Annotated in this window: 21 protein-coding genes; 1 reads left to right on the forward strand and 20 read right to left on the reverse strand. The window is 38.1% G+C overall.

Annotated features, from left to right (window positions below; translation table 11 throughout):
- The 17 genes from IEY67_RS04475 to IEY67_RS04555 form a co-directional block, all read right to left on the reverse strand.
- The coding region (locus IEY67_RS04475) for a DegT/DnrJ/EryC1/StrS family aminotransferase (RefSeq protein WP_189086819.1) at window positions 1-543 on the reverse strand (543 nt) is incomplete at its 3' end.
- Window positions 536-1,231: an HAD family hydrolase gene (locus IEY67_RS04480; protein WP_183669557.1), complete on the reverse strand. Its 696-nt coding sequence runs from the start codon at window positions 1,229-1,231 to the stop codon at window positions 536-538. The genes IEY67_RS04475 and IEY67_RS04480, both read right to left, overlap by 8 nt.
- Window positions 1,221-2,186, reverse strand: coding sequence for an ATP-grasp domain-containing protein (locus IEY67_RS04485; RefSeq protein ID WP_183669555.1), 966 nt, complete (start codon window positions 2,184-2,186; stop codon window positions 1,221-1,223). Before IEY67_RS04485 ends, IEY67_RS04480 begins: the two co-directional genes overlap by 11 nt.
- A gap of 3 nt (window positions 2,187-2,189) precedes the next feature.
- Entirely contained in the window at window positions 2,190-2,798 is a 609-nt protein-coding gene (locus tag IEY67_RS04490; protein WP_183669553.1) for a sugar transferase, read from the reverse strand.
- 46 nt (window positions 2,799-2,844) lie between these two features.
- Window positions 2,845-3,696: a polysaccharide deacetylase family protein gene (locus IEY67_RS04495; protein ID WP_183669551.1), complete on the reverse strand. Its 852-nt coding sequence runs from the start codon at window positions 3,694-3,696 to the stop codon at window positions 2,845-2,847.
- Window positions 3,697-3,714: 18 nt separating this feature from the next.
- On the reverse strand, window positions 3,715-4,857 hold the full coding sequence (locus IEY67_RS04500; protein WP_183669549.1) for a carboxylate--amine ligase: 1,143 nt from the start codon (window positions 4,855-4,857) through the stop codon (window positions 3,715-3,717).
- Window positions 4,858-4,902: 45 nt separating this feature from the next.
- Window positions 4,903-5,094, reverse strand: coding sequence for a DapH/DapD/GlmU-related protein (locus IEY67_RS25115; protein ID WP_229800954.1), 192 nt, complete (start codon window positions 5,092-5,094; stop codon window positions 4,903-4,905).
- Between the two features lie 216 nt (window positions 5,095-5,310).
- Window positions 5,311-6,231, reverse strand: coding sequence for a LicD family protein (locus IEY67_RS04510; protein ID WP_183669547.1), 921 nt, complete (start codon window positions 6,229-6,231; stop codon window positions 5,311-5,313).
- Window positions 6,228-7,256 carry an NAD-dependent epimerase/dehydratase family protein gene (locus IEY67_RS04515; protein ID WP_183669545.1) on the reverse strand — a complete coding sequence of 343 codons (1,029 nt, stop codon included), beginning with the start codon at window positions 7,254-7,256 and terminating at the stop codon, window positions 6,228-6,230. Before IEY67_RS04515 ends, IEY67_RS04510 begins: the two co-directional genes overlap by 4 nt.
- 42 nt (window positions 7,257-7,298) lie before the next feature.
- Window positions 7,299-8,033: an IspD/TarI family cytidylyltransferase gene (locus IEY67_RS04520; protein ID WP_183669543.1), complete on the reverse strand. Its 735-nt coding sequence runs from the start codon at window positions 8,031-8,033 to the stop codon at window positions 7,299-7,301.
- 28 nt (window positions 8,034-8,061) lie between these two features.
- Window positions 8,062-8,907, reverse strand: a complete 846-nt coding sequence (locus IEY67_RS04525; protein WP_183669541.1) for a glycosyltransferase family 2 protein — start codon at window positions 8,905-8,907, stop codon at window positions 8,062-8,064.
- A 170-nt stretch (window positions 8,908-9,077) separates the two neighbouring features.
- Window positions 9,078-10,307: an O-antigen polymerase gene (locus IEY67_RS04530; RefSeq protein ID WP_183669539.1), complete on the reverse strand. Its 1,230-nt coding sequence runs from the start codon at window positions 10,305-10,307 to the stop codon at window positions 9,078-9,080.
- A gap of 5 nt (window positions 10,308-10,312) precedes the next feature.
- On the reverse strand, window positions 10,313-11,332 hold the full coding sequence (locus IEY67_RS04535) for a glycosyltransferase family 2 protein (RefSeq protein ID WP_183669537.1): 1,020 nt from the start codon (window positions 11,330-11,332) through the stop codon (window positions 10,313-10,315).
- Window positions 11,320-12,774: a lipopolysaccharide biosynthesis protein gene (locus IEY67_RS04540; protein ID WP_183669535.1), complete on the reverse strand. Its 1,455-nt coding sequence runs from the start codon at window positions 12,772-12,774 to the stop codon at window positions 11,320-11,322. Before IEY67_RS04540 ends, IEY67_RS04535 begins: the two co-directional genes overlap by 13 nt.
- Before the next feature lie 24 nt (window positions 12,775-12,798).
- Window positions 12,799-13,749: a UDP-glucuronic acid decarboxylase family protein gene (locus IEY67_RS04545; protein WP_183669533.1), complete on the reverse strand. Its 951-nt coding sequence runs from the start codon at window positions 13,747-13,749 to the stop codon at window positions 12,799-12,801.
- Window positions 13,746-15,062, reverse strand: a complete 1,317-nt coding sequence (locus tag IEY67_RS04550; protein ID WP_183669531.1) for a UDP-glucose dehydrogenase family protein — start codon at window positions 15,060-15,062, stop codon at window positions 13,746-13,748. The genes IEY67_RS04545 and IEY67_RS04550 overlap by 4 nt, the downstream gene beginning before the upstream one ends.
- A gap of 8 nt (window positions 15,063-15,070) precedes the next feature.
- The gene (locus IEY67_RS04555; RefSeq protein WP_183669529.1) at window positions 15,071-17,005 is read right to left on the reverse strand and encodes a UDP-N-acetylglucosamine 4,6-dehydratase family protein; all 1,935 of its coding nucleotides are present in this window, start codon (window positions 17,003-17,005) and stop codon (window positions 15,071-15,073) included.
- Between the two features lie 437 nt (window positions 17,006-17,442).
- Here IEY67_RS04555 and IEY67_RS04560 point away from each other — a divergent pair, with 437 nt between their 5' ends.
- Window positions 17,443-18,342 (forward strand): Rpn family recombination-promoting nuclease/putative transposase, encoded by a 900-nt coding sequence (locus IEY67_RS04560; RefSeq protein ID WP_183669527.1) that lies wholly within the window; start codon window positions 17,443-17,445, stop codon window positions 18,340-18,342.
- A 100-nt stretch (window positions 18,343-18,442) separates the two neighbouring features.
- Here IEY67_RS04560 and IEY67_RS04565 read toward each other — a convergent pair whose 3' ends face one another.
- The 3 genes from IEY67_RS04565 to IEY67_RS04575 are packed head-to-tail and all read right to left on the reverse strand — an operon-like array spanning window position 18,443 to window position 25,348.
- Window positions 18,443-20,719, reverse strand: coding sequence for a GH92 family glycosyl hydrolase (locus IEY67_RS04565; protein ID WP_183669525.1), 2,277 nt, complete (start codon window positions 20,717-20,719; stop codon window positions 18,443-18,445).
- A gap of 24 nt (window positions 20,720-20,743) precedes the next feature.
- The gene (locus IEY67_RS04570) at window positions 20,744-23,014 is read right to left on the reverse strand and encodes a GH92 family glycosyl hydrolase (protein ID WP_183669523.1); all 2,271 of its coding nucleotides are present in this window, start codon (window positions 23,012-23,014) and stop codon (window positions 20,744-20,746) included.
- 18 nt (window positions 23,015-23,032) lie between these two features.
- Window positions 23,033-25,348 (reverse strand): GH92 family glycosyl hydrolase, encoded by a 2,316-nt coding sequence (locus tag IEY67_RS04575; RefSeq protein WP_122352459.1) that lies wholly within the window; start codon window positions 25,346-25,348, stop codon window positions 23,033-23,035.
- Window positions 25,349-25,544 lie beyond the last annotated feature (196 nt).

Genomic DNA, 25,544 nt, shown 5'->3' on the forward strand with positions numbered 1-25,544 from the left:
TCCGAAAGTACCACATTTCCGTCCTTTATATTCTGAACCCAAAGCTTCAGCGGCATCTTCCAAGACAGGTATTCCATAATGAGAAGCAATAGCCATAATTTCATCCATTTTTGCAGGCATGCCGTATAGATGGACCGGGATAATTGCTTTCGGAAGTTTTCCTGTTTTACGCAAACGATCTTTGATTGCTTCCTCCAGAAATAAGGGACTCATGTTCCAGGTATCCTGTTCGCTATCTACATAGACCGGAGTAGCTGACTGATACGCTATCGGATTAGCAGAAGCAGCAAAAGTAAAGGACTGGCAGATAACTTCATCACCAGCTTGCACTCCTAGTTCGATAAGACCCAGGTGAAGAGCGGCTGTGCCGGAAGATAATGCTACAATATGTCGGCCTTCTTTAAGATATTCCGCTAGTTCTTTTTCAAATGCATTTACGTTAGGACCTAGGGGAACTACCCAATTGGTGTCGAATGCTTCTTTTATGAAGTCCTGCTCATGGCCGGACATGTGAGCGAGAGAAAGGTAGATTCGCTTATTCATAATTATTTTTTGTGATTAAAATATCTTCATTTTTTCCAGGCAAAGACAATAAATCTTTCAAGGTATTTATTGCCAATTGAGGTAAATAAATTTCCGGACAAGAGAAATCCTGACTGTGGATATTCCGCCCATCATCTAATAAACAAATCGTTGTCCAACCTAAACGATTAGGAGTTATAAAATCCTTCCGAAGATTATCACCTATATAAAAAAAATCGGCATTAATATATTTATCTTGGAAAAATAGAAAATTCTTCTCCGAAAGTTTTTCAGAACCAAATTCTTCTGATATAATCAAATCATTATCATCTATAAACCGATCAAGTTCTAAGGCTCGATATTTATTTCGTTGTGTAATAGAACGCCCATCCGTTATCATACCTAACCTATAATTCAAACTCAAAACGTTCAATACACCTTCCGTATCACCATCCAAACAAATAACGGGAAAATGTAACCGATACATATCCAATAAATCATCCTTCGTCAGAGGCAAATCATAAGTTCTAATCAATAATGAAAAAACATCCGATTTATTTTCATAAGCCCTCAACATAAATGAATAGATATCCTTTAAAGAAAATTTCAACTCGACCCATCGAGCAATCTCCCGATAAGCCGAATACAAAAAGTCGATCTCTTTATATAATGTATCGTCCAGGTCAAACACGAATATTTTATTTTTCATAGACGATCACCTCGCTATCGTAGCGTAACATCAACGTATTGTCACGCCAAGTATCTATATATTCCAAACTCTCTCCTTGTATATATTCCCGAACAATATATTCCGGAAAGTTTGCCCCTGCATAATAAGAAAGCGGATATCCACCTCCAAAACGCGGGTTTATTTCGATACCCACCACATCGTGGTCTGATTCCCTGTAGAACAATTGGATACAAATACAACCTATTACTCCTGATAAATAATCCAACCGTTTTTTTAGGAACTGGACTAGAAAATTTTTTCTGGTAAAACCTTTGTTTATCTCACCGGCCCGAATCTCCACACGCTCACGAGGAATAATAGCTTTCACCCGATTATCTTTGCCATAATACATATCCACCGTAAACTCCTTATATTCACGCTTGTCTATGTATTCCATAAAGATCAATTTGGGATGATTCAAAATTTCCGGTGTTAATTCTTCCCTATTTCTTACTACATACAAATCCTTACTTAAAGAACCATCATAAGGCTTGGCAAAAAGAGGAAATGTAGGATGATTTTTATCAATCGGAGCTGGTACACGTATATCATGTTCACTCAAAAATATACTTGTATTCCGTTTATCACGGCACGCTTGTATAAAAGCTAAGTCCGAAACAATTGGCTCTATTCCGTTTTTCTGAAACAATTCCTTATTCTCTGCCAAGACCAAAAGTTCGGTATCAATTGTTGGTATGATTATGCCTACCTTTTGTCCTTTACATATTTGCAATAATTTATCTATATAATCCGTTGCCGTAACTCTTGGAACTACAAAACATCCATCCGAAATAATCCCTGCGGGAGCCATATCCGGATTCATATCTGTGGTGAAGACTTTCGAATCTGAATAAAACCGTTTCAATGTTTCTTGAAATTTTTTTGTAAGAACCACACGTTTTCCTGCGGAAGTAATAAGTATATTCATCTCCATAGCTTAGTTGTTACCTGTAAAATATTCCTTCGTTGCCTGCCCCTCTTGAGAAATTCCTTCACGAACAAAGACTTTCTTTATCGTTAAAAATATAATTTTCAAATCAAGTAAAAAAGAGCAATGATCCACATACCAAACATCCAGTTCAAACTTCTTTGTCCACGAAATTGCATTACGCCCATTAACTTGCGCCCAACCTGTAATCCCAGGACGAACTTCATGTCGACGTATCTGCTCTTTTGAATATAGAGGGAGATACTGCACCAACAATGGACGTGGACCAATTAATGCCATATCACCTTTAAGAACATTAATCAATTGCGGTAATTCGTCGATCGAAGTAGAACGGACAAACCTCCCGACTTTCGTCAAACGTTTCTCGTCTGGTAAAAGATTTCCATCTGTATCACGTTCGTCCGTCATGGTTTTGAATTTGATTACCTTGAATATTTTACCCTTTTTACCTGGACGGTCTTGTAAAAAGAAAGCACCAGCCCCCTTGTTTGCAAAATGTAGCCAAAAGGTAATCAGAAGCAATATCGGCCAAATAATAGTTAATACACAGAATACGAGGATGAAATCAATCACTCTCTTAAAAAAGTTTTTATACATGGTAAATGAATATTACATCAACCCACTAAGCTCATCACCTATTGAGTTACATATGAATCACTGGTAATTCATCCCAGTTAATTTTAGCATCAGCTTCTTTTACGCTACAAAAGTCAAAATCATAAATATATTTCGTAAACTTCTTAAAACAAGTATTTAGACCTACATAATTCTTAAAATACCGAGCAAGAGCAGACTCCCCATCTAAAGTCGTAAACAAACGTTTCTGCTCTTTATCAAAATCCTTGATATGAAAATAGCTCATAACATAATTCGAATCAACTGTCAAAGCCTTTATCTTAAAATACGGGAACAGACGAAAGTAACCTCCCCCTGAATATACGATTTCACGTCCCCATATTGTAGATGGAGCTATCGGAAACTCTTTGATAGATACTCCATCTATCTCTATTTTACCAGGGAACTTACTTTTATACTCCGGGAAACCACCAAAACTGCGACTGGTAGGAAAGATCGAACAATCATATAAAATACCAGCCTCTGCAAGAACAGACAAAATCCAACAATTCTCTCTCGTGATAGAAAACGCGGGCGCACGGTAAGCCGTCACTTTTTGACCGGTACAATCCTCTATCGTATTCAAAGCTTTATATGTATCTTCCCGAATCTCTTTTTCCGTAGGTTGTTTCCAAAAAGTATGGGAAAATGAATGACATCCTATATGATGTCCTCTATCCGCAATGCATCTAACGACACTTGGATTTGAGACTGCAACTTCTCCTAAAATAAAGAAAGTTGCTTCGATATTTCTTTCATCCAATAAATCCAAAATATCCTGAAGGTATTTATCCAATCGTGGTTTCCAGTCTTGCCTATTTCCCAGTTTATAATAATCGTACCCCCACCAATCCTCTATATCAAATGTCAAAATATTCATATTACAACTCCTTTTATATTAAAAACCTAATTTTGATTTTAAGAACGAAGGAGAACAGATCTTACAAAATCCAGATAACAAAGAAAACAACATCGCACCTTTTTCTTGATAATATAAATCCTCACCGAAAAATCTAAACCAAGATGGATTACACGAAAAACGTTTAGAAGAAGACAAAAACCATATAAAATCCAGTCCCAAATAACGGAGTTGTTTATTGGGAATATAAAGGTATTTGTCAGATACTTTATTTAAAATATCTTTCACGATTATATCAGGAAAATTTACACCCGATATTTCTGCGGCTCGAATAGAAGCTGGCACACGAGGATTTATCTCTATTATCTTATAGTCGCCATCAATCGTTTTCAATATATCAAAATCTGCGAATCCTATCCAATTCAATATAGACAGTGTTCTAGCACAAATATCTACTAACTTTTTTGATTCTATGGTCTTACAAAATGAACTACTTCCTCCTTTTACAGGAAAATATCGAATTATCTCAATAATTACAGAATTAATAATTTCGCCTTGTTTATTCCTATAAAGCATTACATTATAATATGGAGAACCATCATTTTGGATATATTCCTGCAATGTACATTCTCCGTATTGATTATATATTAAACCATATTTATTACACAAATCATTAAAATCATTAACCAATGTAATACCTCTAGCACCTACAGATAAATTAGGTTTAATTAAGGCCGGAAAACCAACAAAAGAAGCAGTTTCAAATAAAGTATCATAAGTCAATATTCTCGTTTTTGGATGTGGTATATTATTATTTTCACATAATTCCATAAGCAACCATTTATCATTTGCTTTTTGAAAAACACAATAATCTGGTATCGCGCACTTCAAATGATAAGTTTTTTCTATATACTTTTTATATAAGCTTAACCAATCGGATGTCCTATCACTTAAAGGAATAATAACAGCAAATTCCTTATTATCCAAAATCCTGTACAAAAAACGAATACAATCCTCTGCTTTATCTAAAGTTCCAAACGTTATATATATATCATCTATAAAATTTGATCTTACAGCCACATCATTCTTTTGTAACATGGCACAAACATAATATCCAGCCTTTTTCAAAGAACGAGCAACGGAAAGAGCTTGAAGCCCACCATCAATAATTAAAATATTCATAATTACAAAGAAATAAAATATCAATAAATTAATCTATAAAAACTATCACTCATTCATCTTTGCATTTTCTTTAATCCTTCTTGCTGAATTACCTGCAATAATACTATTTTCCGAAAAATCTTTCGTCACAACAGAACCCGCACTGACTATACAATTATCACCAATATGTACACCAGGTAAAATAATAGAAGCTACTCCTATAAAACAATTGGCACCTATAAAAACATCTTTTTTCATATTTCTTGCCACGTCATGAGAAAGAATACGTACACCACCTCAACGTATTATCACCTATATGAATTCCACTAGGATTTATTGAAAGATCTAATCTTGCCCGCCAAGAAATACGAACATTATATCCTATATCTACCTTATATATCTTACGAAGATACCAAGGATAGAAGCGAACAAATAATTCCCATAAGAGAACTCTTAGTCTATTCAGTTTCATTTTTACACATCCTTTCTCTCAATAAAAAATTCCGAACTCAAATCAATCCCTGTATAAAAATGTCGTTCCCGCCTCTCTACTGGTGGTATTTGCATATAATCACCATACAAATTTTTTAAGTAAACATCTGGATTGTGAGGTAGATTTACCTCCATCCCCTCAAAGGATCCTTTTGAAACAGGAAAAAAGACCTCACGCTTTAAACATTCTCCATAACTCATTCTCCTCCCTGTTGGAATCGTACAATAATCCATTCCTGTACTAGATGATGCTAATTTATCAAAAAAACCATACATTCTTTCTCGACCCAAAGCTGAAAAAATAAAACCTATTATACATCTTGTTTTATAGTAAATACTAGCAACTCTATCTTTTTTAAAATATTTACTACGTATCTTTCTATTTTTATACTCCGATATAGACAATGATATTATTCTTAATAGATCTAAAAAAAAACATTTCAGTTTTCTTAACAATAGAATATCAGGCATTTTTTCAATAGCATAAATATCGACTAAAACATTATCGTATCCAGTCTTATTAAAAGGGGTTTTCAATACAGTATTCGATTTCAATATTTGCATATAAAGAGAGGTACAAAGTCCTCTATATCTAGGAACCGATAATATATACTTATCAGATAATTCTTTTTCAAACACCTCCTTCAACTTATCAAAATCCTCCCTTGGCATCATCATATCAAAGTCATCGTCCCAAGGAATAAACCCCTTATGTCTAACGGCTCCCAATACAGATCCTCCACCTAACATCAATGTCAGACCATATTTATCACATACCGATTTAACATCGATATAAATGGATAATAGACACTTTTTCAAGGCATCTCTTTCTTCATCAGTCAACTCATAAAAAAGATCTGACTGCCTCGCTATTTCATTTAAATAATCAGAAGTTCTTTTCATTCCGGATCATTATTACAACATTTTACTACTCGTTCAATACCTATACATAAAGGAATAGAAGGCTTCCAACCTAACCTCTCCAATTTTGAAGTATCCAATCCAACTCTAACATAATCACAATAAACATTTGAATTATTTTCTGGGATATCATACTGTATCTGTAATCTCTTCCCAGGATTGAGATCAAGAAGCATTTCTGCTAATGAATAGATACTTACCTCTTCTGTCTCATTTGCCAGATTATATGCACTAGAGTTTTCCCCGTAAAAAAGAACATACATCAATCCTAATAAAGTATCCGTAATATAACAAAATGCTCTCAATGCTTTCCCTTTACTTTTCAATACGACATCATTACCTTTCACAACGAAACTTAATAAATCCGCCATCACACGACCATCATTATCCAGTCTCATACCCGGTCCGTACGTATGAGCTATACGTACAGAATTGAAACCTATTCCATATTGCAAGAAATAACTTTTACATAGAGTTTCTGCAGCTCGCTTACTTTCCGGGTAACATGAACGACTCTCCATACAATCTATATGTCCGAAAGAAGTTTCCGTCAAAGAAGTTTCACTTCTATTCTCACCATAGACTTCACGAGTGGAGGCAAATATTACTCTGTCCACCCCCTTTTCTCGCGCCAACTCCAATACATTTATAGTCCCCAATAGGTTACTTTTCATGATTCCTACAGGATCATTTTTTATATAAAAAGGACTGGCATTTCCTGCAAAATGAAAAATATAATCCAATCGGCTTATAATACGAATCGGCTCACATACATCTTGAATCAATAATTCAAAATGAGAATCATCAAGAAAATCAACAAATAGTTCCTCCGATTTCTTCCGATTTCGTGACAATGCTATAATATGAATATCCAAACCTTTCTCGCGGACAAGAGAAATTAATAGATAAATTAAATATGTAGCGATCATTCCATTCGCCCCAGTCACCAAACAATATTTTCCATCCAAACGATCCCAAGAGATAGGAATATTAATCATCTCCTTCATATCGTTTTGTATAATCGTATTCTTATAACTAAACATAATCTATCAAAAGCCAAAGATTTGTTGATTCTCATGTACATCCACCATCGCCTTGAAAATAAAATAATCTGTTGGTGTTGTGATTTTTATATTTTCCATCGGACCTATAATCGTATGTAGCCTGTATCCATAGGCGCTCATCATGGAACAGCTATCAACAAAATCATGTTTTTCCTCTTGCAATGCTCTACGATGAGCCAATAAAACATCAGACAATACAAAACTTTGAGGAGCACGCGCCACCAAAGAATCTTTTCTGGAGGGTATTTCTAGCTCTCCTTCGGACTTAGAAACCACAAATGTTTCGACCGCAGGAATACAAGTAATACACGATCCATATTGACGCACGGCTTTTATATTATCAGAAATAGTCTGCCCTGTAATCAACGGTCTAACCCCATCATGAATTAATACGCAACTATTTTCTGCAAATAGTTTTTCCGCAGCCATCAACCCTTTATAAATAGAATCCTGTCCAGTATCTCCTCCAGGAACGATAGAACAAACTTTAGTTATCTCGAATTTACGAATCAATTTCTCCAGATAAGGTATCCAATCTGTTATACACGATACTATAATACCATCAATAGCAGGATGATTGTCAAAAATTTCAAGAGTATAGATAATGATAGGTTTCCCTCTCAATTCCAAAAACTGCTTGGGCTTTGACACCGTATTCATTCGTTTACCAGAACCTCCAGCAAAAATAACAGCTATATTACCCCTTCTTTTTATATCCATAAGTTTGTGTTTTAGATTTATAAAATATTTATCCCATTCCAAATATAATTCTACCCCATTTGACTATTTTATATTTCATCAAAGTCCACATAGAAATAGGAAACGGTAAATCTTTGAAATGATTCATATAAAGATAAGACTCTTTAACATATCGAATAGGAGCAAATAATAAACATTTTAACATTTGTTTTACAGAATATCCAGAATCTTGAAATCCAGCAACATTCTCTCCATGTTGTCTATAATAAATAAGTGGTTCATCCACAAATCCTGCATAACCAAAATGAGATACTATCAATATTGTCCAATGATCATGAAACTTCCAATTTTTATATGGAAAAAGTAGTGACTTTGTAATCCTATTAAACATCATAGTACAACCATAAGAAGGAGATCCATAAACAATCAATTTATACAAATCAAATACATTTTCAGGGTTCCTATGACATCTTTTCCACAAAGAATCAGATATTATATTTAAAGACTTATCTACTATATACAAATTCGTGAATACTGCAATAGCATTATGAGCATGATTCATCTCTAATGATTTCATTTTCAAATAGGTCTTTTCTATCTTAGAAGGAAGCCATACATCATCTTGGTCACAAAACATATAATAATCAGAATCAATTGATGATAACAGTTTCATAAACGAACGTCCTGATCCTAAATTCCCTAATCTATCATATTCATAAATGATTTTATCAGGATAATTACCAACATAAGTTTTAATTATACGGATAGTCCTATCCGTTGAGCCATCATCTCGAATATATAATATCCAATCCTTATAAGTTTGGCTTAATATCGATTCTATTTGGTCCTTCAAATAGCACTCTCCATTATAGGTGGACATCAATATAGCTATCATTTCAACATATATTTATGAATTAACGATATAGTTATTTCTTATCTCTGTATCCTATCATATTTTTTGTCAATAGGAAACGGTCATACCAAATCTCAAACAACATTTTCCAATCATAGAAAAAATAAAATAAAACACCGCATTATTTTCATTATTCATCAATACTTTAACACTCATTTTTTAACACAAATAGATATCTTTATTTTTAGGAATAAATAAATAATAAAGCAAATAATATAATCAATCACATAATTATCTGCCCAAGAAAAAACCCCTATAAACAACTTAACATAAACATATGTAAAAAAACAGACATCCTCAATATTATAACGTTTAATATTCAATAAAATAAAAGAATAAACAAATACAATAAGAGCTATAAAAAAAGTTATATAAGGACCTACATCTACATAAATACTACCAACAAATGTATAAAATTTCGTAATCCATCTTGTACCTAATGTAAAGTTCATAAATGCATCATTTCCATATAAAAATTCACATCCATAAATTCCATATCCATATTCAGAAATAGGATATACACCTACATTCCAAAATAAAAAAGACTGTCCCATATAACTTAACAATGAAGTCAGTCCATTATATGTTTCATAAATATTATAAGAAGTATCAAAATCTCCAAATCTAGAAACAGTGACAGTAAAAAAATAAACAGTGGCAATAAAAATGGAAGAAAATAGAATTTTATTTATCAATTTAATAGTCTTATATGGTAAGTTTTTTTTAAACAATAAATAAGGAGTAATTATAGATATAAAAAAAATAACAAAAACCCCTCTACCTCCTCCTTTTAAAGATAATAATGATATCGAAAAAAACATACAAAATAACAATATGTACAATAGAGATTTACTTTTATTATTTGTCAACATGAAAAAACATATAACAGACATAAAAATAGTTGATTGAGAATTAAAAACAACAAGAATTTGTTCAAGAAAAAAATGATAATTAAAAGCTACATCTAATTCACTAGAAGCTTTTTTAATATCCCCCCATTCTCCAGAATAAATATTTGATATAACATCGTTTATAGACAAATAAAAAACAACAACAGTAGATAAGATATACACATATATTAAAAAATACATCTTTTTCCATCGTCCTTTCGCGTAAATATTTGTAAGATTTCGTATATCTACCTTTACAAAATATCTAACAAACATTATAAATACAATAAATAAATAGATAAAAGGTTCTAATGTTATATCATCTACATCATGTAACAATTCTATTGAAAGATAATATCTAGGTATCGCAAATATTGCAACAATAGTATATAACGCAATTAATATAACACCTAAAATATTTTTCTCACGACTAAACATATAGAATAATAGTAAGAATATATAAAGTAAAGCATTAACTATTACGTAGATCATAAAACCTATCTTATAGCTTTTTTTATGTAAACCATCATAACCAAAACAGTAAACAACAATACATCAGACAATCTATGTATAAAATATAAGCCTATGGAAATTTTTTCAATTCTATTATTAGTTGTATATTTATTGAATTTCATATCGCTATAAAACCCAACAATCCCCCTATACTTCTCATTCATATTCATTTTATCAGAAGATAAAATATATTCACCCCAAACTCGAACAGATCTGTAAATACTATGTAATAAAATATCCTGAAGAGTTATATCTTTAATCTCTCTTATATAAGATTTTTTATACAGAAGAAAATCCATCAACATACCAACCTCTCTTATTGATAAATGACTTTGTATCCTATCCATAAAAGAGTTAGATCTTATATAATATGAATATGTAATATTATTAATGTACGAAAAAGATTGAACACATCTTTCTACATTAAAAGAAAAATATAGATCTTCACAATTATGTCCAGCTATACAACGTATACAGTTCTCCTTTAAAAAAGATAGACTATACAACTTATTCCATGTATATACAGGAAATATATGATTTTCAACATAATGATAGTTTATTAATATCCCTACCCCTCTTCTATTTACATTATCCAACCGTAGTTGCTCAGACACCATTCCATTCATATTTATGGATTGGCTTGATCCTACCACCATATCGACCTTTTCTTCCATCATCTTATCATACAACACCTGTATGCAATCAGGAGTGATCTCATCATCGCTATCCATAAAAAACAAATATTCTCCTTGGGCATTATCTATAGCTGTATTTCTAGTAGCACCAAGTCCAACATTATATGGATGCTCTATAATACGGACATCTTTCCCTCTCGGATGGTCTTTGATGATCCGACGAACGATCTCCATACTATTATCTGTCCCTCGATCGTCCACTAACAAAAACTCGATACTTTCAAATGTTTGATTCAATGCAGATAGTAAAGCACGTTCCACATACGGAGCCACATTATATATCGGCATAGACAGGGTTACTTTGTACATTCTATATATATATTTTTTATTTTCAACACTATCTGATCTACTTCACTTATTCTAAAAATAAGACAAAATAATATGTAAACCAATAAACCTATAAGGCAGCCTATCGTCAATTGTTCTAATAAGTATCCTTTAAAAAATTGTATGCTTAAATAAACTACACCTCCTGTTAGCAATGAGATAAAAAAGAAAGGCATTATATTACGAATTTGTTCCAAATATTTTACAGATATTACTTTCTTTGAATAATAGAAAATAATTACCATATCAAAGAAATTATATACAACTATTCCCCAACATAGTGTCCAAACTCCAAAAGGTAAAGTAATAAACAGTATAGTAATAGCTATCACTTTCTTAAGAATCTCTGCATAAAGAAAATAATCAGAACGTCCTTTTACATTTAATATCTGATTATTGACAACCATCACCGGATACCACATATAAGCAAAACATAATATGGAAAGCAATTCAGCAACCGGAAGCCATTTCTCTGTCAGTAACAATAATATTAATGGTTTAGACAAAGTAGCCACAATAATCATCAACGGAAATACAATAAAACAAGACATTCTTAAGTACTTGATAAAAGATGTTTTAAGGCGTTTATCATCATCTTGCATTTCGCACTGTATTGGATAAATTACTCTATTAATAATCCCCACTATATTTATAGAAGGAAAACTGGCAAATTGGTACGCCCTATTATAAAAACCTACATCCATAGAAGAATATCGCTTTCCTATTACTAAGCTGTACAAATTTATATAAATTGTATGCAATAATCCTGACAACAATAATTTAGAACCAAAAGAGAATAATACGCTAAAAGATTCTCTTGAAAATGTCCATTTTGGAACCCACTTAGCAAATATCCATAATAATAATGTATTCAACAGACTATTTGATAAAGTCTGAAATACTAATGCCCACACACCCCAGCCCTTATATGCCAGCAAAATTCCTATTATCCCACTGATCAGTACAGCAGTCAAAGAAGCTTTAGCTTGTTTTTTAAAGTCTACATTGATTGTCAATTTAGCCCGTTGGACAATAGAAAAACCTGATATAATAATATTCAATCCTATCCAACGTGTTACAGGAGACAAATCAGGTTCCTTATAAAAGGATGCTATGTAAGGTGCGCTGATATACAGAAGTAAATAAAAGACTATCGAAATAAGACTATTAAAATAAAAAACTGTTGAAAAATCAGTTTCCGTACGATCCTTCTTCTGTATCAAAGCATTGGAGAAACCACTGTCCACAAAGACTTGTGCAATAGCCAAAAAGATATTCAGCATTGCTATCAATCCATAATCAGAAGGCAACACCAAACGGGCTATAATGATAGTCAGTACAAACTGTATCCCCTGTACGGAAAACCGTTCAACAGCACTCCACATCACGCCTTTTACAGCTTGATGTTCTAATGAATCACTCATATAGCTTAAATGGGAATAAATTTATTATTTCAAGTGGGACTCTTTTATTTTATTCTCGAAATATCTAATTGTCTTTATCAATCCTTCATCCAATGGGATAATAGGTTCCCAATCCAATTTATCTTTCGCCAATGTAATATCTGGCTTCCGTTGTTTCGGATCATCACCAGGTAACGGATAATACACAATCTTTGATTTCGAATTTGTCAACTCTATCACTTTCTCTACCAATTCCAACATCGTAAACTCTCCCGGGTTCCCTGTATTGATAGGGCCAATAAAGTCATCACCGGTAGCCATCATACGGATCATGGCTTCTATCAAATCGTCTATGTATTGGAAACTTCTAGTTTGAGTTCCATCTCCATAGATTGTGATATCTTCACCTTTTAACGCTTGTACGATGAAATTAGAAACGACACGTCCGTCATTCGGATTCATTCGTGGACCATACGTATTGAAGATGCGGATGATTTTAATTCGTACACCGTTCTGACGATGATAGTCCATAAACAAAGTTTCGGCTGCGCGTTTGCCTTCATCGTAACAACTACGAATTCCAATTGGGTTCACATTTCCCCAATAAGATTCTACCTGCGGATGAATAGCCGGATCTCCATACACTTCGCTGGTCGATGCCTGGAGAATCTTTGCTTTAGTTCGTTTAGCCAACCCCAACATATTCATTGCTCCATAAATGGAGGTTTTCATTGTCTTGATGGCATTATATTGATAATGAGGAGGCGATGCAGGACAAGCCAAATTATAAATCTCATCGACCTCAGCATAATAGGGAGAGGTTACATCGTGACGAACCAACTCAAAGTTGTCATACTGCAACAGGTGACGAATATTATCCTTACTTCCGGTAAAATAATTATCCAGGCAAATCACATCATTGCCTTCTTTCACCAAACGTTCACATAAATGGGAACCAAGAAAACCGGCTCCACCCGTTACTAATATACGTTTCATTTTTGTCCGATTCTCGAATAAATAAAACCTAACTCTTTCAATTCTTCACCATCATAGATATTCCGTCCATCCACAACCACGTAATTCTTCATGGCTTTACGGATGATAGCCCAACTAGGCATACGGAATTGTTTCCACTCCGTCATCAAAGCAATAGCATCTGCATCGATCACTGCTTCATACATATCCTTACAATAAGTGACTACATCCCCTATCCTACGCTTTGTTTCATCCATAGCTATAGGATCGAATACATTGACCACAGCACCTGCTTTCAGGAGTTTATCAATCACAACCAACGCAGGAGCTTCGCGCATATCGTCTGTTTCAGGTTTAAAAGACAATCCCCACATAGCAATAGTTTTACCTTTCAGATCTCCATTAAAAGCCTTACTCAATTTATCAAACACAATATTCTTTTGCTCTTCATTTACCGATTCTACAGCTTCTATAACACGCATGTGGTATCCGTTTTCTATTCCCGTATGCAATAGAGCTTTTACATCCTTTGGAAAGCAGGAACCTCCATACCCACAACCGGCATACAGGAAACGGCTACCGATACGGGAATCCGCCCCCATACCTTTACGCACATTGTCTACATTTGCTCCGATACGTTCACAGAGATTTGCTATATCGTTCATAAAGCTGATACGGGTTGCTAACATGGCATTTGCTGCATATTTCGTCATTTCAGCTGAAGGAACATCCATGATCAGGATGGGATAGCCATTCAATGTGAAAGGACGATATAATTTCTCCATCATTTTCTTTGCCTGTTCACTTTCAACTCCGACCACCACCCGGTCCGGAGCCATAAAGTCTTTAATGGCTGCTCCTTCTTTCAGAAATTCAGGATTAGATGCCACATCAAAAGGTATAGCAACTCCCCGTTTATTTAATTCTTCCTGAATAGCAGCCTTTACTTTCTGGGCAGTTCCAACCGGAACCGTACTTTTCGTTACAAGTAATGTATATTTATTGATGAAACGACCAACTGTATGTGCCACATCTAAAACATATCTCAAATCGGCACTTCCATCTTCTTCTGGGGGAGTTCCTACAGCACTGAAAACAACAGATACATTATCTAAACAAGTGGTGAAATCAGTTGTGAAATGTAACCTACCTGCTTCTACATTTTTTTTAACCAAGTCTTCTAAGCCTGGTTCATAGATTGGCATTACACCTGACTGCAAAGCTTTTATCTTCGCTTCATTGATATCCACACAGGTCACATCTACTCCCATTTCAGAGAAACAAGTACCTGTAACCAGGCCTACATAGCCTGTTCCTACAATTGCAATATTCATTATTAGAATTATTTATCCAGTTTTTCGTACTCCGAATTCTTACTCATGAACTCCGGCACAATCGATTTCATCACTTTCACTGTTTCCAACTTTTCTACTCGAATAGCCAAATTTACCAAATGCGAAACGATAGTTGATATATCAGTAAAATTATATTCCCTCACTTTCGCATGAAAGATTTTAGTATTGTTTGTAGGAAGAGTATTTTCTTTGGTTGCCAGCAACTCTTCATACAACTTCTCACCCGGGCGAAGGCCGGTATATTTTATTTCGATATCTTTTTCGGGAATAAGACCAGCCAATTCTATCATTCGACGTGCTAGGTCGGCAATCTTTACTGGAGTACCCATATCAAATACGAAAATCTCATTTCCTTTTCCCATAAAAGCTGCTTCCAAAACAAGACGACAGGCTTCAGGGATCGTCATGAAATAACGGATAATATCAGGATGGGTGACTGTTAAAGGGCCGCCTTTCGCCAGCTGTTCACGGAAACGAGGAATAACAGAACCGTTACTACCTAATACATTACCAAAGCGGGTAGTGATAAAACGGGTTTTTCCCGGGTGTAATCCTTTGCTTATCGCAATACTCAGGCTTTGCACATAGATCTCTGCCAGGCGTTTGGAAGCCCCCATCACATTGGTTGGATTGACTGCCTTATCGGTAGAGATCATAATAAATTTATCTGTTCCATATTTTACGGACATGTCAGCCATATTACGGGTTCCCTGGACATTGGTATGTACAGCTTCACAAGGATTTTCCTCCATCAGAGGGACATGTTTATAGGCTGCTGCATGAAAGACATATTGGGGATGGAAACTTTTAAAAACACTTTCTACACGGGCTAGCATCCGGACATCACCCATAATCGGAGTGAAAACAACATCCGGGAATCGGTCTTCCAACTCCAGACGGATGGTATGCATAGGTGTCTCGGCACTGTCAAACAAGATCAGTTGCTTCAAACCAAATGTACAAAGTTGTCGACAAAGCTCACTACCGATAGATCCGGCAGCACCTGTAACCATAACGACTTTACCCCCTAATTCATCTGCAATCTCTTTCAGATTAATATTAATTTCATCACGTCCTAACAGATCTTCGATACGGACCTCCGGTAGATTTCGTAAATTGACTGTCCCCCCTTTTAACTCATCCACGGTAGGAAGCATCAACATACGAACCTTTTTCCGCTCACAATAACGAACCAGGCGTTCACTTTCTGCTTTTACTGCATGATAGTCGGTAAACAAAATAGCCTTGATACCTTTTCGGTTTACCAAACCATTAAATTCCAACTGATCCTTTACCGAATAGACCGGACATCCTCCTATGCGGATCTTACTTCTTTTTCCTATTCGTATATATCCTTCGATCTGATAATTATCAGATTGTTTCCAAAGAGAAATCGCAGGCGAATTAGAGACAGCGTCTTCTTCCTTGTAAATTAACAGCTTTTCGTTATTGGAAGCCACACTTTTGACTATCATGCTATACATTATTATTAATAAAGCACGAAATATCGTCAAAACGAAGAAAGTCAGGAATAGGTCAAGCCCCCCCCCTAAAAAGATTTGTAGAAAAGATAACGAGTGGATAAAACAGGAAAGAGCAGAAGTCATCAAAGCAACTTTCACAAAAGAGGCAATAGCAATACGCCCCGTTTCTGTAAAAGTTGAATGACGAATAATACCTTTATAAGTCTGGCAGGAAAGAAAACTGATTGTACTGCAAACGATAGCAAAGAGGTTTATATAAATAAACTCATGTATCGGCAGATTTATTTTCAAAATATTGCCAAGGGTCGCAAAAACTAAAAAAGTAGATAAAACTGAGAAAAATAGGTCTATAAAAAAGATTATCCAGCGATTAAAGTATTTTTGCTTCGAGAACAGAATGATAAGATCGTTGATTTTCAACACATTAATACTAGCCATATTTCACAAAAATGTTCGTCAGTCCCAAAATGAGACTAACACTTAAAGCTTATTTTTCAAAGCATACATAAGAAAAAGAGTGACTAGAAAAAACGATCGTTTTTTCTAGTCACTCTTTTTCTGTTTAAAATCGTTAATTGCTGATTAACAGATATTTTGCTAAATTCAAAGACAGCATATTGATATTTAAGAGAATAATTATTCTGAAAACACTTTGATTATTGGATTATAAAGAATACTTTTGCACACAAATAAATGACTAGAAAAAACGATCGTTTTTCCTAGTCATTTCACTTCAATTCAATCAATTATTCAGTCTTATTTCTTAATTTATATATATAGATACAAAAACAATTCTATTTTTACACCGTGTATTAAAGAATAATTGCATACATTTGCTGAAACTCTATTTACAGAGGTAACTAAAACAATTGATTATGAACAAATTTGTTAATCCATTCTCAGACTACGGCTGGAAAAAGATTTTTGGCAGTGAAGTAAGTAAAGATCTTATCATCAGTTTCCTTAATGAAGTCATTCAACAAGAAGTAATCGTAGACATCACCTTTCGCAATGTAGAGATGCTTGGTCTGAAACAAGACCAACGGCGTGCCGTGTTCGATATTTTCTGCGAAAATGAAAAGGGAGAAGTTTTTATTGTTGAAATGCAAAAAAGCCGACAGAAATACTTCTCCGACAGAGTGCTGTATTATGCATCATTTGCTATCCAACAACAATCCATGATCGTAAAAGAGAAGTTGGAGAAGGAACCGGATGAAAGGATTCGCAAACGGTGGAACTATCACATAAGTAAAGTATATGTCATTTGCGTACTAAACTATATCATGGAACCATCACGTTCGGAGAAATACCGTTGGGATATTGTACGCATGGATCGGGAACTGAAGATTCCTTTCAGTGAAACGCTTAATGAAATCTATCTGGAAATGCCGAAATTTGTATTACCTTTGCATGAGTGTGATACGCTTTATAAGAAGTGGTTATATGTATTAAATAATATCGAGATCATGGAACGATTACCTGAAGAACTGAATAATCAGATATTCCGCAAACTGAAAAGTATTGTGGAAGTAGAAAGAATGACTCCTGATCAACGACTGGAATATGAACTGAGCCTCTCTGTAGAACGTGACCTTTCCGCTGCACTCGATACCAGTTTTGATGATGGCATGGAGAAAGGGGTAGAAAAAGGAAAAGTTGAAGGAAAAGCAGAAGAACAACGCCTTATTGCTGCTAATTTCAAAAAGAAGGGAATTAATATCGAAACAATTGCCCAATGTACAGGTCTGTCAGTCGAAGAAATTGATAAATTGTAACTTATCCATTATAAAAAATCAGCAAAGTAGCTACTATCTATACTACTTTGCTGATTTTGTTTTTAAGTATTTTCCGGATCAAACACGAAAAAAGAAGTCATTATTGAGGCATCGGAGCAGCTGAAGGCGGAGGAGTCTTTGTTCCCCATGTCTTATTGGCTTTCGGCCCCATCTCCAGTTCCAGCAGACCGCCCTGGGCGATGTCGCTGTGCTGGAACCACGGTTGGTTCAACACTTCACCGTTCAGGCGGGCAGACTGTACGTATTTGTTTTCAGGAGAAGCATTATTTGCTTTGACCTCGAATGTATTGCCATTACCCAGGTCGACCTTCACATCCGTAAATACCGGGCTACCTATATTATATGTAGGCGAACCGGGAGTAACCGGATAGAATCCCATCTGACTGAAGACAACGAAAGCAGACATACCACCACCGTCTTCATCACCAGGAACACCCATCACGTCGTTACGGAACCACTGGTTCAACAACGTACGGATACGTTTCTGTGTCTTCCAGGGCTGACCGGCGTAGTTGTACAGATACGGGATATGCAAACTCGGTTCGTTCGCCATCGAGAACATACCCACATTACCAGTATGGTCGGGAAGGAAGGAGTAAAAACTCCATTTAGACATACCCAGCGGTTCGTTGAACATAGAATCGAGAGCCGAAGTGAAGGCTTTGTCTCCACCGATCATAGAGATCAGGTCGCCGATATTATGCTGTACATCCCAACGGTATACATATCCGTTATTCTCGTCGTAGTAATCGCGTGCACCCAGGCCACCATCGTAACGGTAATCCATCGGCTCGATGAATTTGCCGTCCTTATCCTTCGGATGGAAGAAACGGGTATCGGGGTTGAACAGGTTACGATAGTTGTACGATTCGCGCAGGTAATGTTTAGCTTCGTCAGTCTTACCCAGTTCGGCTGCGATCTGTGAAAGACACCACTGGTCGTAAGCCGTACCTAAGGTAACAGCTACCGGCTGGCGTTTTTCCCAGGGAGAAACATTGGCTACAGTCTCTTTTTCGCCTGGTTTCAATGCCGGGATATAACCGTGTTCCTTATAGAAATCATCCAACCATCCGGCAGGTGCAGCCGACCAGGGGATCAGTGTTTTCTCTTCGATACCTTTCTTTGAGGCAATATAAGCCTTTTCCAGGTCGAAGCCGCGTAAACCTTTCTTCCAGGCATCGATCACGGTGGCTACGGCATGGTTGGAGTTCATACGACGCGAATCGCCGGTAACTTCCGGGAAGGTCGGCATCCAGTTCGTACCCATCTGTTCTGCCATCAGCAGGAAGGAGTTGATGATATCGCTTTCACGTTCGTTATCGATCAGGATACGCAATGGGTGGGTTGCACGGTATGTATCCCAAATCCAGTCGTCGGTATAGAAAGGACGACCTCCGTCTTCATGTACCTGGCCGTCGAAAGCACTGTAATAGCGTCCGTCTTCACTCAGGTTGACCGGACGTTCGTAGCAACGGTACAGGGAGGTGTAGAATACCACCTTGTCGTCTTCCGTTCCGCCTTGAGCCTGTATCTTGCCGAGGGCATCGTTCCAGTCGTTACGGGCGATCTTGGCAACCACATCGACATCATAGGCGGCAATCTCACGTTCCAGGTTCTTCTTAGCCTGTTCTTCGCTGATAAATGAGATACCGTAACGTACACCCAGCTTCTTTACATCATTTCCATAAGAGAGGACAAGAGCAGCGTCTTTTCCTTCTACTGATGTTTCGCCGTACTTCACAGTGTTGTCGCTCAATACGCCGGATTTCTGCGGTGTCTTGTCGGTTTCTGCATAAAGGTATACTTTTGTTTTCCGGTCGACGAACTGGTAACCGCTGATGTTCTTACCGTCGGTCTTCAACTGTCCGTTACGGCTGTTGAAGATCAGGTAGGCAGGACCTTCGCCTTCAAACGTAATACCATAAACGGCACTCTGGTGAGACGGGGCAAAATCTACGTCGATATTGTTGTCGTCCAGATATACCTGATAGCGATAAGGATAGATCTTTTCCTGATCGTAGCTGTAGTTGATAACCGGTTTCAGTCCGGATTCCTCTCCCTGGTACGGACTCAGGTTGAAAGCGGAACTACCGCGGTGGCTGGTCACGATAACAGGCAGTCCGCTCAACAGGTCGCCGGTAAAGTCGGCACGCTCCGGATATACGCGAAGCATACTGTTAGGCAGATGTACAGTCGGATAGGTCGGCACCAGCAGGTGACTGATATTTCCCATGTAAGGGTTCACATAGTCCACCGGGCTTTTTTGCGGGGAAGACATATCTCCCCCGGAGGCACAAGAGGCCAGTAAAAAGATGGAAGCCAAAAAGGCTACGGGTGTCTTGAATCTTTTAATCATTTTTCTGCTATAATTTATAATTGTTTATTCAGCTGACTTCGGACGGTTCTCAGGTGCTGCCCCGAACTGTTTGTTCGGAGTATTTCCCATGACAAACGTCAAATTACCGCCTTTCATAATATCGTCATACAAAATGTATGACTTATCATACGACTGGCCGTTCAGTGTAACAGACTGGATATAGATATTATCCTTGCTGTTGTTCTGTGCAACCACATCAAATGTCTTTCCGTCTTTTAAACGAACGGAGGCCTTACCGAACAACGGACTGCCGAAGACAAACACGCCGTTTGAAGGATTTACCTGATAGAATCCCAGAGCAGACATCACATGCCAGGCTGACATCTGTCCGCAGTCTTCGTTTCCGATGATCCCTTCCGGCTGATCCGTATAGAATTCATCCTGGATATAACGTACCTTCTCGGCTGTCTTCCACTGTTCGCCGGCATAAGGGTACAGGTAAGCAACATGATGACTCGGTTCGTTGCCATGTGCATACTGGCCGATCAGACCGCTGATATCGCTGGATGCGCCCTCTCCCATATCGCCTTCAACAACGAACAACGAATCGAGCTTGGTTATGAAAGCAGCATCGCCTCCCAGTATTTCGATCATACCTTCCGGATGCTGGGGTACGAAGAATGTATATTGCCATCCTGTACCTTCCGTAAAGTCTCCCACTCCATGAATAGAGCGGAACGGATCGTACGGTGTACGCCAACTGCCGTCATCCATCTTAGGACGGACAAAGTTAATGTCCCGGTCATAATACTGAGCATAATATTTACCACGTTTCAGGAAATTCTCATAATCCTCCTGCTTACCCATTTTCTTAGCCATCAGTGCTGTACCCCAGTCGTCTGCCGCATATTCCATAGCAATGGAAGTGGCTTCATGGACTTTATCACAAGGGATATATCCTTTTTCAAGCACGTAAGGGACACCGTTTTGTTTCTCGTAAGTCGCAGTACCTTTCATTGTCTGAAAAGCGCGTTCCGCATCGAAACCGTTAAAGCCTTTCAGATAAGCATCGGCAATAACAGGTACGGAGCTATATCCCGGCATACAGTTGGTTTCGCCTCCTACCAGATGCCAGATAGGAAGTTTGCCCTGCTGGTCGTAGATACTCAGGAAGGAATTGACGATATCGTCCACCTTCTCCGGTGCGATGATAGTATACAAGGGATTCAATGTACGGTAAGTATCCCACAAAGAGAAAGTGGAATAATTCGTCCAGTTTGTATCTGTATAGACTTTGTCGTCCTGTCCGCGAAACTCCCCGTTCACATCGCAATATAATGTCGGAGCAATGAATGTATGATAAACGGCTGTATAGAAAATCTTCTTAGCACGCTCGTCGGGGGTATCAACCACCACACAAGCCAGTTGGTCATTCCATTTGGAGACAGCTTCCTGGTGTACCTGGTCAAAATTCCAATGTGACAATTCCGCCTGCATATTCTTCAACGCATTCTCACAACTGACGGAAGAGATGGCTACTTTCGCCTGCACATCTTTGGTGCCTTCTTTGAAAGAAACGACACCTTTCACCTTTTCGCCGGTCAACTCGTCGGTACCTGCCGGTTCGTCGTCATTGAATACTTCGAGTGAAGCGACAGGCTGGTCGAATTTCATGGTAAAGAAGACTTTATGCTGCGGACTCCAGCCATGCGAGAAGCGATAGCCTTCTACCGTATAGTCATCGATCTTCTTCAGATATGTATCGTACGCACGGTCGCCGTTCCCTTCTTTCAGGTTGATCAGCAAATGAGCCGGTTCGTTCTGCGGGAAAGCATAGCGATGCATAGCGACACGTTCGGTAGCTGTCAGTTCGACATGAACGCCATTGTCTAAAAGTAAAGAGTAATAACCGGGACTTACCGATTCGTTTTCATGCCGGTAGTAAGAGGAACAAGCTCCTTCAATGTTATCCTGTTCACCACGTGCCGTACGGACCTTGCCGGTAAAAGGCATGACCAGGATATCCCCCAGGTCGGCACATCCGGTTCCGCTCAGATGGGTATGGCTAAAACCGATCAATACACTATCCGAATAATGATACCCCGAACACCAGTCCCATCCTTTATGGATGTTCTGCGGGCCGATCTGCACGGCTCCGAACGGGACGTTCGCCCCGACAAATACATGACCGTGTTCACCTGATCCGATATAAGGATCTACATAAGAAACGTAATCCGTCTCCGTTGCCGTCTTCTCTGTCGTCTGGCAAGAGAATACGAAAGATGTCAGGCACACAACCAGGCCTGACATCATCCATTGTTTTTTCACATTCATATTATAATTAATATATTGTTATTTCTTCTTTTTTTCATCTACAGAGAATGAATAAGGAAGATCTTCCGGGTTAACGCCCCGGTTCAGATTCGGCTTGTCGCCCATCTTGATATCGAGCACACCACCTTTCAGCAGTTCGTTATGATCGAGATAATTCTTTGTATAGTTCACGCCGTTGAACGACATCGATTCGATATAGATATTCTTGTCGCTGTTATCGGGAGCATTGATCACCAGGTTCTTGCCGTTCTCGAAATGTAAAGTGGCCTTCTTGAACAACGGAGCACCTAACACATATTGGGTCGTACCCGGAGCAACCGGATAGAAACCAAGAGCAGAGAATACATACCAGGCAGAAGTCTGGCCGTTATCTTCGTCACCACAATACCCGTCCGGTGTCGGGGTGTACATCTTGTTCATCACTTCACGCAGCCAGTACTGAGCTTTCCAGGGCTGTCCGGCATAGTTATACAGGTAGATCATATGCTGGATCGGCTGGTTTCCATGAGCATAGTTACCCATGTTCATGATCTGCATTTCACGGATCTCGTGGATCACCTGGCCATAATAGCTATCGTCGAACAATGGCGGAACGGCAAATACGGAATCGAGCATCATAACGAAAGAATCTTTTCCTCCCATCAAGTCGATCAGTCCCTGAGGATCATGGAAAACAGACCAGGTGTAATGCCAGCTGTTTCCTTCCGTAAAGGCATCACCCCATTTCAACGGAGAGAACGGTGACTGGAATTTACCGTCGGCGTTCTTACCACGCATCAGTTTGGTTTCCTTATCATACAGGTTCTTATAGTTCATAGCACGCTTTGCATACAGGTCGAGTTCCTTTTTCGGACGGCCCAGTTCTTTAGCGATCTGGTAGATACACCAGTCGTTATAAGCATATTCCAGCGTACGGGCTGCATTCTCATTGATCTTCACGTCGTAAGGAACATAACCCAGTTTGTTATAATATTCATGTCCCAGACGGCCGGTTGAAGAAACAGTCGGATGTACATTCTCCGTACCGTGGATCAAACCTTTGTACAGGGTTTCCAGATCATCCACTTTCACACCTTTCATATAAGCGTCGACCAGGATGGAAGCCGAGTTGTTACCTACCATGCAACCACGATGTCCCGGACTTGCCCATTCCGGGAAGAAGCCGCTTTCCTTATATGTATTGATCAAACCTTCCTGCATCTCCTTGTTCATTGACGGATACATCAGGTTCAGGAATGGGAACAGGGCACGGAAGGTATCCCAGAAACCGGTATCCGTAAACATATATCCCGGTAGTACTTCGCCGTTATACGGACTGTAGTGAACGACATTTCCGGCTGCATCGATTTCGTAGAACTTACGAGGGAACAGCAGGGAACGGTACATGCAGGAATAGAATGTACGATACTGGTCTAACGTACCGCCTTCCACTTCGATCTTACCCAGCACATCGTTCCAGGCTTGTTTGCCTTTGGAAACCAGGGTATCGAAATTATCGTTACCCAACTCTTTCATATTGATGGCAGCCTGGTCGAAGCTGATAAAAGAAGATGCGACTTTGGCATGAACGATTTCTCCCTTCTTTGTCTTGAAACCGATCACAGCTCCCACATGGCTCGAAGTCTGTTCTTTCGCGCCTTCTTTCAAAGAATTATCGGCGAAAGTGGCTTCGTAAGTGAAAGGTTTATCGAACTCGATAATGAAATAGTTCTTGAAGTTCTCGGGAACACCACCGCTATTCTTGGTCGAGTAGCCGATGATCTTGTTTTCTTCCGGGATGACTTTGATATAAGATCCATTATCCAGTGCATCGACAACAATGTAGGAATGGTCGTTTTCCGGGAAAGTGAAACGGAACAGTGCTGCACGGTCGGTCGGCGTCAGTTCGGTTATCACATCATGGTCAGCCAGATAGGCTTTATAATAATAAGGTTTAGCCACCTCGCTCTTATGAGAGAACCAGCTGGCACGTTTATCCTGATCGAACTCCGGAGTACCTACCACCGGCATAATTGCGAACTGTCCGTAATCGTTGATCCACGGGCTTGGCTGATGGGTTTGCTTGAAACCACGAATTTTATTTGCCGTATAGACATACTGCCATCCGTCTCCCATCTTTCCGGTCTGTGGCGTCCAGAAATTCATACCCCAGGGACGCGCAATAGCCGGATAGGTATTTCCTGTCGACAGCTCGAAACTCGATTGAGTTCCCATCAACGGCATTGCATACTCTACCGGATCGAAGGCACCCGTACCGGTAGCTGCCATAGCAGGCTTCCCTACCCAGGCCATCATCGTGACCAAAGCAAGAGCCAATACACTTTTCTTATTCATGTTTTACTTATTTTTAGTTGATATATCACAAGTTTAAATTTAGCCAAATCATCAAATTCATTATTCACACAAATATAAAGACAATCCGGTACAGAAAGAACACAAATATCTTTAATTCGCATACAAAATCACATAAAGGGGCTCTTTTTATGAAAAAAGGAGGAGTAATCCTACTCCTCCTCTCCCATTTCTGACC

Origin of the sequence: Parabacteroides faecis, from assembly GCF_014647375.1 — a bacterium.
GTDB classification, from domain to species: Bacteria; Bacteroidota; Bacteroidia; order Bacteroidales; family Tannerellaceae; genus Parabacteroides; species Parabacteroides faecis.

Coding starts and splice junctions, on each gene's coding strand:
- IEY67_RS04480 (WP_183669557.1), bottom strand. CDS start 1,231: ATGAAAAATAAAATATTCGTGTTTGACCTGGACGATACATTATATAAA.
- IEY67_RS04485 (WP_183669555.1), bottom strand. CDS start 2,186: ATGGAGATGAATATACTTATTACTTCCGCAGGAAAACGTGTGGTTCTT.
- IEY67_RS04490 (WP_183669553.1), bottom strand. CDS start 2,798: ATGTATAAAAACTTTTTTAAGAGAGTGATTGATTTCATCCTCGTATTC.
- IEY67_RS04495 (WP_183669551.1), bottom strand. CDS start 3,696: ATGAATATTTTGACATTTGATATAGAGGATTGGTGGGGGTACGATTAT.
- IEY67_RS04500 (WP_183669549.1), bottom strand. CDS start 4,857: ATGAATATTTTAATTATTGATGGTGGGCTTCAAGCTCTTTCCGTTGCT.
- IEY67_RS25115 (WP_229800954.1), bottom strand. CDS start 5,094: ATGAAAAAAGATGTTTTTATAGGTGCCAATTGTTTTATAGGAGTAGCT.
- IEY67_RS04510 (WP_183669547.1), bottom strand. CDS start 6,231: ATGAAAAGAACTTCTGATTATTTAAATGAAATAGCGAGGCAGTCAGAT.
- IEY67_RS04515 (WP_183669545.1), bottom strand. CDS start 7,256: ATGAAGGAGATGATTAATATTCCTATCTCTTGGGATCGTTTGGATGGA.
- IEY67_RS04520 (WP_183669543.1), bottom strand. CDS start 8,033: ATGGATATAAAAAGAAGGGGTAATATAGCTGTTATTTTTGCTGGAGGT.
- IEY67_RS04525 (WP_183669541.1), bottom strand. CDS start 8,907: ATGATAGCTATATTGATGTCCACCTATAATGGAGAGTGCTATTTGAAG.
- IEY67_RS04530 (WP_183669539.1), bottom strand. CDS start 10,307: ATGATCTACGTAATAGTTAATGCTTTACTTTATATATTCTTACTATTA.
- IEY67_RS04535 (WP_183669537.1), bottom strand. CDS start 11,332: ATGTACAAAGTAACCCTGTCTATGCCGATATATAATGTGGCTCCGTAT.
- IEY67_RS04540 (WP_183669535.1), bottom strand. CDS start 12,774: ATGAGTGATTCATTAGAACATCAAGCTGTAAAAGGCGTGATGTGGAGT.
- IEY67_RS04545 (WP_183669533.1), bottom strand. CDS start 13,749: ATGAAACGTATATTAGTAACGGGTGGAGCCGGTTTTCTTGGTTCCCAT.
- IEY67_RS04550 (WP_183669531.1), bottom strand. CDS start 15,062: ATGAATATTGCAATTGTAGGAACAGGCTATGTAGGCCTGGTTACAGGT.
- IEY67_RS04555 (WP_183669529.1), bottom strand. CDS start 17,005: ATGGCTAGTATTAATGTGTTGAAAATCAACGATCTTATCATTCTGTTC.
- IEY67_RS04560 (WP_183669527.1), top strand. CDS start 17,443: ATGAACAAATTTGTTAATCCATTCTCAGACTACGGCTGGAAAAAGATT.
- IEY67_RS04565 (WP_183669525.1), bottom strand. CDS start 20,719: ATGATTAAAAGATTCAAGACACCCGTAGCCTTTTTGGCTTCCATCTTT.
- IEY67_RS04570 (WP_183669523.1), bottom strand. CDS start 23,014: ATGAATGTGAAAAAACAATGGATGATGTCAGGCCTGGTTGTGTGCCTG.
- IEY67_RS04575 (WP_122352459.1), bottom strand. CDS start 25,348: ATGAATAAGAAAAGTGTATTGGCTCTTGCTTTGGTCACGATGATGGCC.